Source organism: Sphaerotilus hippei (assembly GCF_003201595.1).
Taxonomy (GTDB): domain Bacteria; phylum Pseudomonadota; class Gammaproteobacteria; order Burkholderiales; family Burkholderiaceae_C; genus Sphaerotilus; species Sphaerotilus hippei.
Genome location: NZ_QJJS01000006.1, coordinates 92,033 through 104,985, shown reverse-complemented (window position 1 = coordinate 104,985; position 12,953 = coordinate 92,033). Strand labels below are relative to the sequence as shown.

Below are 12,953 nucleotides of genomic sequence, written 5' to 3'. Positions count from 1 at the left end.
CGTCAGTCCTGGCGCGGCTCGCGCAGGCGGCGGATCAGGCTGGACGTGTCCCAGCGTCCCCCGCCCTGCTGCTGCACGTCGGCGTAGAACTGGTCGACCAGCGCCGTGACCGGCAGCCTCGAGCCGTTGCGCCGCGCCTCGGCCAGCACCAGGCCCAGGTCCTTGCGCATCCAGTCGACCGCGAAGCCGAAGTCGAAACGGTCGTCGACCATGGTCTGGCCGCGGTTGTCGAGCTGCCAGCTCTGGGCCGCGCCCTTGCCGATGACGTCGAGCACCTGCTTCATGTCCAGGCCGGCATGCTCGCCGAAGGCGATCGCCTCGGCCAGGCCCTGGACCAGGCCGGCGATGCAGATCTGGTTGACCATCTTGGCGCGCTGGCCGGCGCCGCTGCCGCCGACCCGGGTGATCGCGCGAGAATAGGCCATGGCGACCGGGCGCACCGCCTCGAACGCCGTCTCGTCCCCCCCGCACATCACCGTCAGCAGCCCGTTGACCGCACCGGCCTCGCCCCCGGACACCGGCGCGTCGACGAAGCCCAGGCCCCGTGCCTGAGCCAGCGCCGCCATCTCGACGGCCACCTCGGCCGACGCGGTGGTGTGGTCGGCCACGATGGCGCCGGCGGCCAGGCCGGCGTACACGCCGTCGTCGCCCAGCAGCACCGAGCGCAGGTCATCGTCGTTGCCCACGCAGACGAACACCAGCTGCGCGCCCTCGGCGGCCTCGCGTGGTGTCGCCGCGGCCCGGCCGCCGTGGCGGGCCGCCCAGGCCACGGCCTTGGCGGCCGTGCGGTTGTAGACACTCACCTGATGGCCGGCGGCGGCCAGGTGGCCCGCCATCGGGCCGCCCATCACGCCCAGGCCGATGAAGGCCACACGGTGGGAGGGCACGGAGTCGTAGGTCTTGGTCATTGAAAGGGAAGACGGTTCTGGAGGATCGGGCTCACACGATAGCAAGGTGTTCGATGCCCGTGCCGAAGTCGGTGTTGCGGGCCCGCGTGCTGTGCAGCTTGATCTGCAGGCGCAGGTCGTTGACCGAGTCGGCGTTGCGCAGCGCATCGGCGTAGGTCACGCTGTGGCTCTCGTAGAGGTCGAACAGCGCCTGGTCGAAGGTCTGCATGCCCTGCTCGCGGCTCTTCTTCATGATCTCCTTGATGGCGGAGACCTCGCCCTTGAAGATCAGCTCGGAGATCAGCGGCGTGTTGAGCAGCACCTCGACCGCCGCGACCCGGCCCGCGCCGTCGTCACGGGGCAGCAGGCGCTGCGACACCATGGACTTGAGGTTCAGCGACAGGTCCATCAGCAGCTGGTCGCGCCGCTCCTCGGGGAAGAAGTTGACGATGCGGTCCAGCGCCTGGTTGGCGCTGTTGGCATGCAGCGTGGCCATGCAGAGGTGGCCGGTCTCGGCGAAGGCGACCGCGTGCTCCATCGTCTCGCGGTCACGCACCTCGCCCATCAGGATCACGTCGGGCGCCTGGCGCAGCGTGTTCTTGAGCGCCGACTCCCAGCCCAGCGTGTCGATGCCGACCTCACGCTGCGTGATGATGCAGTTCTTGTGCGGGTGCACGAACTCGACCGGATCCTCGATGGTGATGATGTGGTCGTAGGCGTTGATGTTGCGGTGATCGACCATCGCGGCCAGCGACGTGCTCTTGCCCGAGCCGGTCGCCCCGACCAGGATGACCAGGCCACGCTTGATCATCGCGATGTCCTTGAGCACCGACGGCAGGCCCAGCTTGTCGATCGTCGGCAGCTCCTGCGGGATGGTGCGCAGCACCAGCCCGACCTGGCCCTGCTGCACGAAGGCGTTGACCCGGAAGCGCCCGATGCCCTGCGGCGAGATCGCGAAATTGCACTCCTTGGTGCGCTCGAACTCGGCCGACTGCTTGTCGTTCATCACCGCGCGGGCGAGCGCGACGGTGTGCTGGCCGGTCAGCGGCTGGGGCGAGACCTTGGTGACCTTGCCGTCCACCTTGATCGCCGGGGGAAACTCGGCGGTCAGGAACAGGTCGGAGCCGCTGCGCGACACCAGCAGCCGCAGCAGGTCGTTGATGAACTTCGAGGCCTGGTCACGTTCCATCTGTGCTTCTCCCTGCGCGGATCACGCGCTCATCCCGGGAAGTTCTCGGGCGAGCGGGCCTTGCTGCGCGCCTCGGCCGGCGTGATCTGCCCCTTGCGGACCAGGTCGGTCAGGCACTGGTCGAGCGTGACCATGCCCATGGCCTGGCCGGTCTGGATGATCGAGTACATCTGCGCCACCTTGTTCTCGCGGATCAGGTTGCGGATGGCCGCCGTGCCCAGCATGATCTCGTGGGCCGCCACGCGGCCGTTGTTGTCCTTCTTCTTGCACAGCGTCTGCGAGATCACCGCGACCAGCGACTCCGACAGCATCGCGCGCACCATCTCCTTCTCGGCGGCGTCGAACACGTCGATCATGCGGTCGATGGTCTTGGCCGCGCTCGAGGTGTGCAGCGTGCCGAACACCAGGTGGCCGGTCTCGGCGGCGGTCAGCGCCAGCCGGATGGTGGCCAGGTCACGCAGCTCGCCCACCAGGATCGCGTCCGGGTCCTCGCGCAGCGCCGAACGCAGCGCGCTCTCGAACGAGCGGGTCTGCGGGCCGACCTCCCGCTGGTTGACAAGGCATTTCTTGGACTCGTGGACAAACTCGATCGGATCCTCGACCGTGAGGATGTGGCCGTACTCGCTCTCGTTGAGGTGGTTGACCATCGCCGCCAGCGTGGTCGACTTGCCCGAGCCGGTCGGCCCGGTCACCAGCACCAGGCCGCGGGGCTTGAGCGCCAGCTCGGCGAACACCTTGGGCGTGTTGAGCTCCTCGAGCGTCTGGATCTTGCTCGGGATGGTCCGGAAGACCGCACCCGCGCCGCGGTTGTGGTTGAAGGCGTTGACGCGGAAACGGGACAGGCCCTGGATCTCGAACGAGAAGTCGCACTCCAGCGTGTCCTCGAAGGTCTTGCGCTGCGCGTCGTTCATGACGTCGTAGACCATGTCGTGCACCTGCTTGTGCGCCATCGGGTCCACATTGATGCGCCGCACGTCGCCATGCACCCGGATCATCGGCGGCAAACCGGCCGAAAGATGCAGGTCGGAGGCCTTGTTGCGCACCGAAAAAGCCAGCAGCTGAGTAATGTCCATACGCTCCCCGGCCCTCACGGACAGGCTCCAGGCCCGGCGGACTCACGCCTGCGCAGCCCCTTCACATGCACGCTCCGGGCGCTCTTCAAAATGATCTAAGCTGATCGATTATGACGACGATCGTTACCAGCGTACAAGCCATCCGGACCCGACTTACCAAAGCTTGCATACAGGCCGGCCGGCCGGTCGACGGCGTCACGCTGCTGGCCGTCAGCAAGACCCGGTCCGCCGATGCGGTGCGGGCCGCCCATGCCTGCGGGCTGAGCCGTTTCGGCGAGAACTACGTGCAGGAGGCGCTGGACAAGATCGACGCGCTGGCCGACCTGCGTGACCGGCTGGAATGGCACCTGATCGGGCCGCTGCAGAGCAACAAGACCCGCGCGATCGCGGCCGCCGTCGACTGGGTGCACAGCATCGACCGGCTGAAGATCGCCCAGCGGCTCAGCGAGCAGCGGCCGCCGCACCTGCGGCCGCTGCAGGTCTGCCTGCAGGTCAACATCAGCGGCGAGGCCAGCAAGAGCGGCCTGGCGCCCGACGAGGTGCTGGCCGTGGCCGAACAGGTCGCCGCCCTGCCGCGGCTGCAGCTGCGCGGGCTGATGTCGATCCCCGAGCCCGCGGACACGCCGCAGGCACGGCGCCAGCCCCACCGGGCGCTGCGCGAGCTGCTGGACACGCTGAAGGCCCGCCCGGCGCTGGCCCGGCTCGACACGCTGTCGATGGGCATGAGCGACGACCTCGAGGAGGCCGTGCTCGAAGGCTCGACCCTGGTGCGGGTGGGCACGGCGCTGTTCGGCGCGCGCGGCTGAGCCCGGGCGGCGCTCAGCCGCCACGCACGCCGTCGGCTTCCAGGTGGAAGACCGAGACGGCCTGCACCATCTGGCGGGCCTGCACGCGCAGGCTCTCGGCGGCGGCGGCACTCTCCTCGACCAGGGCCGCGTTCTGCTGCGTGGCCTGGTCCATCTGCGTGATCGCCTCGCCGACCTGGGCCACCCCGGAGCTCTGCTCCTGGCTGGCCGAGCTGATCTCGCCGACGATGTCGGTGACCCGCTGGATCGCGCGCACCACCTCGGTCATGGTCTCGCCGGCCTGGCCGACCAGCTCGGAGCCCTGCTCCACGCGCTCGACGCTGGCGGTGATCAGCGACTTGATCTCGCGCGCGGCTTCGGCCGAGCGCTGCGCAAGGTTGCGCACCTCGCCGGCCACCACGGCAAAACCGCGGCCCTGCTCACCGGCCCGGGCGGCTTCCACCGCGGCGTTCAGCGCCAGGATGTTGGTCTGGAAGGCGATGCCATCGATCACCGAGATGATGTCGGCGATGCGGCGCGAGCTGTCGTTGATGCCCTTCATCGTGTCGACCACCCGGCCGACCACCTCGCCCCCGCGCTCGGCCACGCCGGAGGCGCTCAGCGCCAGCTGGTTGGCCTGTCGGGCGCTGTCGGCGTTCTGTCGCACGGTGGCGTTGAGCTGCTCCATCGTCGCCGAGGTCTGCTCGAGCGCCGAGGCCTGCTGCTCGGTGCGCCCGGACAGGTCCTGGTTGCCCTGGGCGATCTGCGCGCTGGCTGTCGCGACGCCATCAGCGCTCTGGCGCACGCCGGAGACCATCCGGGTCAGCGCCTCCTGCATGCGCGCCACGGCGGCCATCGCGCTGCTCGAATCCCCGGCCTGCAGCGCCGGCCTCGAGCTCAGGTCACCCTCGGCCACCAGGCCGACCACGGTGGCCAGCTCGCCCGGTTCAGCGCCCAGTGCACGGCGCAGATGGCGGCTGATGGCCCAGCCCACGCCCACGCCGATGACCGCCATCAGCACCGCCAGCGCGACCATGATGGCGATGGCTTGCTGCATCGCTTTGACCGTGTTCGCGGTCAGCTCCTCCGACAGGGTCTTCTGCAAGGCCCTGGAATCTTCCACCGCCTTGAACAGGATGTTCTGCCGGGGCAGCACCCGCGTGGTCAGCAGCGCCCCCGCCTCCGTCTTCCAGCCGCCCATGGCGGTCGCCATGGCCTCGTCGAGCGCCGCGTTGTAGGGCCCGCGGTGGTCCTGGATGCGCTTGAGCAGCTCTCGAGACTGGGGAACGACCAGGGTCCGGTCCAGCTCGGCCAGCAACTGGTTGTCGGCTGCGCGCAGCTCGGCGATGCGCTTCTTCTCGGTCTCCTGGACGGCCGGATCGTTGCTGATGATGACGTTGCGCACATGGCGCGCGACGGTGGCCAGGTTGTCCTTGAACTCGGTGAACTGCGCGACCTTGACCATGCGCTCGTCGGTCAGCTCGCGCAGTCCGGTCGACATGCTGTTCATCTGGACCACGGCCGTCGCCGCGATCACCACGCCGGCGGCGATCAGACTGCCCACGCCGAGGGCGAGGCGGGTGGAGACCTTCATTCCTGCAATACCTGACACGACGTGTCTCCTGCTGCTGAGGGGGAAACGAAGGCGCTTGCACCCACGCTCCCCAGTCGGCGCTGCCAGGAACGGAGTTCGACACCCTCCTCCAGGGATTCTCTGCAGAGGGGCCCGGGCCATCGGGCCGATAAGACGCGGAAAAGCGGTGCAGTCAGCGCCGTCGAACGGTGTCGAGCAGGGCCTGCTGCTGCACCGGGGTGCGCCGCTGCACCAGCGTCAGCAGGGTGTCGCGATCGAGCAGGTGGATGCGGTGCTGGCGGGCGAACTCGACCGCCTCGGTGCCGAAGCGCCCGTTCGTCACGAACTGGCCACGCACGATCCGGTGGGCCTGCATCACCGCATGCTGCTCACGCAGCGCGACCGCATCGACGCAGCGCCACGGCTCGCCCGCGCGCCGATGCCGGCAGCGCACCAGGCTCACCGGCCGGCCGTCGGGCTGGCTCGCGGACTGCAGCCACAGATCGGCACCACCCGCACGGGCGTGCAGCCGCGGAAGGAAGCCGGCCTGGATGAACAGGCGCTCGACCAGCGCGACCAGGCCAGGCTCGTCGAGCTGGTCGATCAGGGCCTGGCTCCAAGGCGACGGAGCCCGGCGGGACGGCGTGGCCGCCAGGCGCTGCTGCTGCAGGCGGTTGAACAGCGCATGCAGCGACTCCTGCGGGGACGCCGGCGCCATCCCGCCCGGCCCGGGATGGCGCCGCACCGACACCTCGGTGCGAGGCGGGAACGGGATGATGTTGTCGAGCACGGGATAAGCGTGCTCGACAACATCGACGGCCTGCGGCGGCACGACGCGCAAGTCCGGCTCCCGGGCGGGGGCCCGGGCCGGCGGCATCCCGTCACGCTCGGCGGCCGGCATCGACGCGCCCAGGCGCTGCAGCCAGCGCACCGGCAGGATCAGCAGCCCCCCCGAGACGATCGTCGCCAGCACCGCCAGCGGCTGCAGCGTCATGACCACCGCCCCCAGCATCGACAGGCGCGACAGCACCGACAGCATCAGCAGGGCCAGCCCCAGGCAGAAGACGGCCCGGAGGTGGCGCCGCCAGGGGCGGATGCCGGCATCGGCGTCGGTGGGCATGCCGAACGCCACGACGGGCTGCGACGACAGGCGGCCGCCGAGCACATGCACGTCGGCGTCCGCAGCGCCGTCGGCCGGGCCGTGCGGACGTCTGTCGGAAGGGGATCGGACCACAGTGAACTCCTGCTGATGGTGTCGCCACATCGTAGGCGCAGCAGGATCGGGCTCGTCCACCCTGAAATGGAAAAACTGGACACACCGTGACACACGTCCGGCGCCGGGCGCGACACCCCCGCGGACAGGGGTTCAGATCGGAATGGCGTTGGTGTTCTTGACCTCTTCCATCACGACATAGGTGCGGGTCTCGCGCACGCCGGGCAGCGCCCAGACCACCGAGCCGATGAATTCGCGGTAGGCCACCATGTCGGCCACGCGGGTCTTGAGCAGGTAGTCGAAGCCGCCGGCCACCAGGTGGCACTCGAGGATCTCGGCGCGCACCTGGACGGCGGCACGGAAGTTGTCCATGACGTCGTGCACGGTGCGGTCCAGCAGCACCTCCACAAAGACCATGAGACCGGCGCCGAGCAATCGGGGGTTCAATCGGGCTTCGTAGCCCAGCACATAGCCGTCACGGGTCAGGCGACGCACCCGCTCGAGCACCGCCGTGGGCGACAGGTGCACCGCTTCGGCCAGCTTGAGGTTGGCAATGCGACCGTCCTGCTGCAGCAGACGCAGGATCTTGCGGTCGATGGAGTCGAGCCCGGCGGGCTCCTTGACGTCATTCATGCTGGATTTTGTCCAGATTAAAGCAAGATAAATAGAAAGTTATTCATGTTGAACGACATTATTCTAGACGAATAGTTCGACAAACCGGCATTCAAAAGCATGACCACCCCAACCAGAACCTCCGCTGCCGCACCGCAGGCTGGCGCCTCCTCCCTGTCCGGCAGCGATCTGCTGGGGGCGCCCGTGCTCGACGAGATGCAACTGGTGCGCCAGCTGCTCGACAGCTGGGGACCCGGCGCCGGGCCGCGCCTGGACTGGGCCGCGGTGCGCCGCCGCGCCGCGCCGTGGGTCGACGCGGTGCGCCAGCATCCGCCGGCGTTCTGGGCGATGGAGTCGCTGCTGCAGGAATACCCGATCTCGAGTGCCGAAGGGCTGGCGCTGATGCGGCTGGCCGAGGCGCTGCTGCGGGTGCCCGACACGGCCACCGCGATCGCGCTGACCGCCGACCAGCTGGGCCGGGCCGACTTCTCCGGCCACGGCGGCTCGACCGCCCACCCGGTGCTGGCCAGCCTGGCCAGCCAGGCGCTGGGCTGGTCGAAGAAGCTGCTGCCCGCCGGCAGCGACCAGCAGCCCGGGCTGCTGCAGCGCCTGGGGGCGCAGACGGTGGTGGGCGCGACGGTGCGCGCCATCCAGCTGCTGGGCCGCCAGTTCGTGCTGGGCGAGACCATCGAGTCGGCGCTGCGCCGCGGCCACGGGGGCGCGGTGCCCGGGCGGCTGCTGCACAGCTACGACATGCTGGGCGAAGGCGCCCGCACCGATGCGGATGCGCGGCGCTACCTGGCGTCCTACCAGCACGCGATCGAGGCCATCGCCACCAGCCTGCCTGGCGGGCGGGCGTCCCGCCCCGAGGCGGCCGACGGCATCTCGATCAAGCTGTCGGCGCTGGAGCCCCGCTACGAGGCCTCGCACGGGCACCGGGTCCATGAGCGGCTGCTGCCGCGGGTGACCGGCCTGATGGCCTCGGCGGCCGCGGCCAACATCAACCTGACCATCGACGCCGAGGAGTCGGAGCGGCTGGAGCTGTCGCTGCAGGTGCTCGACGCGCTGATGGCCCACGCCGCCCGCCACCACCCGCAGTGGGGCGGGCTGGGCCTGGCCATCCAGGCCTACCAGCTGCGGGCACCGCGCATGATCGAGGCGGTCATCGCGCTGGCGCGCCGCCACGGCCTGCGGCTGATGGTCCGGCTGGTCAAGGGCGCCTACTGGGACAGCGAGGTCAAGCGGGCCCAGGAGCTGGGCCTGTCGGGCTACCCGGTCCACACCGAGAAGGACCACACCGACCTGAGCTACCTGTGCTGCGCCCGCCTGATGCTGGCCGCCCCGGATGCGCTCTACCCGCAGTTCGCCACCCACAACGCCGGCACCATCGCCGCCATCGGCACGCTGGCCGCGACGGCCGGCGTGCCCTACGAGCTGCAGCGCCTGCACGGCATGGGCGAGGGCATCTACCGCGAGGTGATGAAGGCCGCCGACGCCCCGCCGGTGCGGGTCTACGCGCCGGTGGGTCAGCACCGCGACCTGCTGGCCTACCTGGTGCGCCGGCTGCTCGAGAACGGCGCGAACTCGTCCTTCGTGCACCAGCTGGCCGACCCGCAGGTGAACCTCGACACCCTGCTGCGCAGCCCGCTGCAGCCGGTGGCCACGATGAAGCTGGCGCTGCCGGCACGGCTCTACGGCAGCGAACGCCCCAATTCACGCGGCGTCGACCTGAACGTGGCCGCCGAGCGCCTGCCGCTGGTCGAGGCCCTGAAGGTGGCGCCGGCCGCGCCGGTGCCCGACGCCAGCGTGGCCGAGGCCCGCGCCGCGATGGAGGCGCTGCACGCCGCCCAGCCGGCCTGGAACGACGTGCCGCTGGCCGAGCGCTGCGCCGTGCTGCAGCGCACCGCGGACGCGATGGAAGCGCAGCTGCCGCGGCTGGTCGCGCTGCTGGCCCATGAAGGCGGCAAGACCCTGGGCGACGGCGTGGCCGAGGTGCGCGAGGCGGTCGACTTCTGCCGCTACTACGCCGCACAGGCCGGGCAGCGCCTGGCCCCGCAGGCGCTGCCCGGCCCGACCGGCGAGCGCAACGAGCTGCGCCTGCACGGCCGCGGGGTGTTCGTCTGCATCAGCCCGTGGAACTTCCCGCTGGCGATCTTCGCCGGCCAGGTGGTCGCCGCGCTGGTCACCGGCAACACCGTGGCGGCCAAGCCAGCCGAGCAGACGCCGGCCAGCGCACGCGCCTTCGTCGAGCTGCTGCACGACAGCGGCCTGCCACGCGACGCCCTGCGGCTGCTGGCCGGCCCGGGCGAGACGGTCGGGGCCGCGCTGGTCGGCCACCCGCGCTGCGCGGGCGTGTGCTTCACCGGCTCGACCGCGGTGGCCCGGCTGATCGCCCGCACGCTGGCCGCCGGCGACGGCCCGATCGTGCCGCTGATCGCCGAGACCGGCGGGCTCAACGCGATGATCGTCGACTCCAGCGCCCTGCCCGAGCAGGTGATCGACGCGGTGGTGACGAGCGCCTTCCGCAGCGCCGGCCAGCGCTGCTCGGCCCTGCGCCTGCTGTGCGTGCACGAAGGCATCGCCGACGGGCTGTGCGAGATGCTGGCCGGCGCGCTGCAGGAGCTGCAGCCCGGCCGGCCCGCCGACGCGGCGCAGAGCTGGGCGGTCGACGTCGGCCCGGTCATCGACGCCGAGGCGCACGCCCACCTGGGCCGCCACGTCGCCCGGCTCGAGCGCGAAGCCCGCCTGATCGGCCGCACGCCGCTGCCCGAGGCGCTGCGCGACACCCACATCGCCCCGGCCGCCTTCGAGCTCGCCCAGGTCGGCGACCTGCGGGAGGAGCTGTTCGGCCCCATCCTGCACGTGGTGCGCTGGAGCGGCGACGTCGACACGCTGGTCGACCGCATCAACGCGCTGGGCTACGGCCTGACGCTGGGGGTGCACACCCGCATCGACGAGCGGGCGCTGCGCGTGGCCGAGCGGGCGCGGGTGGGCAACGTCTACGTCAACCGCAACATGATCGGCGCGGTCGTGGGCGTGCAGCCCTTCGGTGGCGAGGGCCTGTCGGGCACCGGACCGAAGGCCGGGGGCCCGCACTACCTCTACCGCTTCTGCGGCGAGCAGACGCTGACGATCAACACCGCCGCCGCCGGGGGCAACGCCGCCCTGCTGGCCGGCGGCTGACCCCGGGCCCTCCCCTAAACTCGCCCGCCATGAACACCACCACCCCCTCATCCGGCACCCTCGCCTTCATCGGCGGGGGCAACATGGCCAGCGCCATCCTCGGCGGCCTGATCGACAGCGGCACCCCCGTCGCCGACCTGCTCGTCATCGAACCCTGGGACGAGCAGCGCGCCCGCCTGCAGGCGCGCTGGCCCGGCCTGAAGGTGCAGGCCGGAGCCGACGCGGCGCTGGCCGCTGCGGCCACCGTGGTCTGGGCCACCAAGCCGCAGACCTTCGCGCAAGCCGCCGCACCGTGCGCCGCCCATGTGGCGGGGGCGCTGCACCTGTCGGTGATGGCGGGCATCCGCAGCGATGCGATCGCTCGGGCCACCGGCAGCGACCGGGTGGTGCGCTCGATGCCCAACACGCCGGCGCTGATCGGGCGTGGCATCGCCGGGCTCTACGCCCGCGAGGCCGTCAGCGCCGACGAGCGCACGCTGGTCGAGCGGCTGCTGGCGCCCACCGGCGAGGTGCTGTGGGTCGATGCCGAGGTCGATCTCGACGCGATCACCGCGCTGTCGGGCTCGGGCCCGGCCTACGTGTTCCATTTCATCGAGGCGATGACCACCGCGGCCGAGCGCATGGGCCTGAGCGCCGAGCAGGGCAAGCGCCTGGCGATCGCCACCTTCGGCGGCGCCACCGAGCTGGCCCGCCGCTCCGACGAGTCCCCGGCCGTGCTGCGCGAGCGGGTCACCTCCAAGGGCGGCACGACCTGGGCCGCGCTCAGCGCGATGAACGAGGCCGGCGTGGGCGAGGCCTTCGTGCGCGCGATGCAGGCCGCGCAGGCCCGGGCGCGTGAACTGGGCGACCAGTTCGGCGGCTGAACGCGCGCCGGTGGCGGCACCCTCGTAGTCTCCCGCTGGCGCGATCGGCCCATCCGGGGCAGCACGGCGGCGCGGCGGGATCTGCCCATGCACAAAGCGCATGAAGCAGGCGTGGCAAGGGCTCCCGGGCTTTCTACAGTGACGCTCCGGGTTGCGCAACCCGTCGGCATCCCACCCGGACCGACCTTCCACGCCACCAGGTCCCGCCACACGCGAGGCCGTCCACACGCCTTCACCGAAGAGGTTCTTCCATGGCCAACGAAGCCTTCCCCTCCACCGGCAGCACGCTGTCCTACGTGCAGCCCTCGAGCCACAGCCCCTGGGGCACCTACCTGTCGCAGGTCGACCGGGTCGTGCCCTACCTCGGCCCGCTGGCCCGCTGGGCCGACACGCTGCGCCACCCCAAGCGGGCGCTGATCGTCGACGTGCCCATCGAGATGGACGACGGCACGGTGCGGCACTTCGAGGGCTACCGGGTGCAGCACAACCTGTCGCGCGGCCCGGGCAAGGGGGGCGTGCGCTACCACCCGCAGGTCACGCTCGAGGAGGTGATGGCGCTGTCGGCCTGGATGACGGTCAAGAACGCCGCGGTCAACCTGCCCTTCGGCGGGGCCAAGGGGGGCATCCGGGTCGATCCCAAGCAGCTGTCGCTCAAGGAGCTCGAGAAGCTGACCCGCCGCTACACCAGCGAGATCGGCCTGATCATCGGCCCGCAGCAGGACATCCCGGCCCCGGACGTCAACACCAACGCCCAGATCATGGCGTGGATGATGGACACCTACTCGATGAACGTCGGCGCCACCGCCACCGGCGTGGTCACCGGCAAGCCCATCCACCTGGGCGGCTCGCTGGGCCGGGTCAAGGCGACCGGGCGCGGCGTGTTCGTCACCGGCCGCGAGGCCGCCCGGCGCATCGGCCTGCCGCTCGAGGGCGCGCGGGTGGCGCTGCAGGGCTTCGGCAACGTGGGCAGCTCGGCGGCGGAGCTGTTCGTCGCCGCCGGCGGCAGGGTCGTCGCGGTGCAGGACCACAGCGGCACGGTCATCAACCCGCACGGCCTGGACCTGGCCGCGCTGAGCCGCCACGCGCAGGAAGCCGGCGGCGTCGCCGGCTTCAGGGACGGCGAGCGCATCGACAACGAGGCCTTCTGGGACGTCGCCTGCGACATCCTGATCCCCGCGGCCCTGGAAGGCCAGATCGACGTGGCCCGCGCCCAGCGGCTGAAGGCCCGCCTGGTGCTCGAAGGCGCCAACGGCCCGACGATGTCCGACGCGGACGACGTGCTGGCCGAGCGGGGCGTGCTGGTCGTGCCCGACGTGATCTGCAACGCCGGTGGCGTGACGGTCTCCTACTTCGAGTGGGTGCAGGACTTCTCGAGTTTCTTCTGGACCGAGGACGAGATCAACGTCCGGCTCGACAAGATCATGGTCGAGGCCCTGGGCAAGATCTGGGACACCGCCGACCAGCACCGCATCACGCTGCGCACCGCCACCTTCGCCGTGGCCTGCGGGCGCATCCTGATGGCACGCCAGGAGCGCGGGCTCTATCCGTGAGCCTGCGCGGCCCCGGCCGCCGCCG

At 71.0% G+C, this 12,953-nt stretch carries 10 protein-coding genes; 4 read left to right on the top strand and 6 right to left on the bottom strand.

Annotation, left to right across the window (positions count from 1 at the left end; genetic code table 11):
• Positions 1–2: 2 nt before the first annotated feature.
• Genes C7444_RS08450 through C7444_RS08440 form a run of 3 tightly spaced genes read right to left on the bottom strand, consistent with a single transcriptional unit; the run spans position 3 to position 3,149 of the window.
• Entirely contained in the window at positions 3–908 is a 906-nt protein-coding gene (locus C7444_RS08450; RefSeq protein ID WP_110400410.1) for an NAD(P)-dependent oxidoreductase, read from the bottom strand.
• Positions 909–939: 31 nt separating this feature from the next.
• Positions 940–2,076 carry a PilT/PilU family type 4a pilus ATPase gene (locus C7444_RS08445; protein ID WP_110400409.1) on the bottom strand — a complete coding sequence of 379 codons (1,137 nt, stop codon included), beginning with the start codon at positions 2,074–2,076 and terminating at the stop codon, positions 940–942.
• A 29-nt stretch (positions 2,077–2,105) separates the two neighbouring features.
• Positions 2,106–3,149 (bottom strand): type IV pilus twitching motility protein PilT, encoded by a 1,044-nt coding sequence (locus tag C7444_RS08440; protein WP_110400408.1) that lies wholly within the window; start codon positions 3,147–3,149, stop codon positions 2,106–2,108.
• 110 nt (positions 3,150–3,259) lie between these two features.
• Here C7444_RS08440 and C7444_RS08435 point away from each other — a divergent pair, with 110 nt between their 5' ends.
• Complete coding sequence (locus C7444_RS08435; RefSeq protein WP_110400407.1) at positions 3,260–3,955, top strand: YggS family pyridoxal phosphate-dependent enzyme; 696 nt, start codon at positions 3,260–3,262, stop codon at positions 3,953–3,955.
• Between the two features lie 13 nt (positions 3,956–3,968).
• Here C7444_RS08435 and C7444_RS20875 read toward each other — a convergent pair whose 3' ends face one another.
• The 3 genes from C7444_RS20875 to C7444_RS08420 form a co-directional block, all read right to left on the bottom strand.
• Positions 3,969–5,528 (bottom strand): methyl-accepting chemotaxis protein, encoded by a 1,560-nt coding sequence (locus tag C7444_RS20875; protein WP_110400406.1) that lies wholly within the window; start codon positions 5,526–5,528, stop codon positions 3,969–3,971.
• Positions 5,529–5,700: 172 nt separating this feature from the next.
• Complete coding sequence (locus C7444_RS08425) at positions 5,701–6,741, bottom strand: restriction endonuclease (protein WP_170130679.1); 1,041 nt, start codon at positions 6,739–6,741, stop codon at positions 5,701–5,703.
• 132 nt (positions 6,742–6,873) lie between these two features.
• Positions 6,874–7,353, bottom strand: coding sequence for an Lrp/AsnC ligand binding domain-containing protein (locus C7444_RS08420; RefSeq protein WP_110400404.1), 480 nt, complete (start codon positions 7,351–7,353; stop codon positions 6,874–6,876).
• Between the two features lie 195 nt (positions 7,354–7,548).
• On the opposite strand from C7444_RS08420, the gene putA reads away from it, so the two are divergent.
• The 3 genes from putA (at position 7,549) to C7444_RS08405 (ending at position 12,928) form a co-directional block, all read left to right on the top strand.
• A complete protein-coding gene (gene putA / locus C7444_RS08415) occupies positions 7,549–10,515 on the top strand; it encodes a bifunctional proline dehydrogenase/L-glutamate gamma-semialdehyde dehydrogenase PutA (RefSeq protein ID WP_110400515.1) in 2,967 nt (988 codons plus the stop codon).
• A gap of 29 nt (positions 10,516–10,544) precedes the next feature.
• Positions 10,545–11,378: a pyrroline-5-carboxylate reductase gene (gene proC / locus C7444_RS08410; protein WP_110400403.1), complete on the top strand. Its 834-nt coding sequence runs from the start codon at positions 10,545–10,547 to the stop codon at positions 11,376–11,378.
• Between the two features lie 251 nt (positions 11,379–11,629).
• Positions 11,630–12,928, top strand: a complete 1,299-nt coding sequence (locus tag C7444_RS08405) for a Glu/Leu/Phe/Val family dehydrogenase (RefSeq protein ID WP_110400402.1) — start codon at positions 11,630–11,632, stop codon at positions 12,926–12,928.
• Positions 12,929–12,953: the final 25 nt, after the last annotated feature.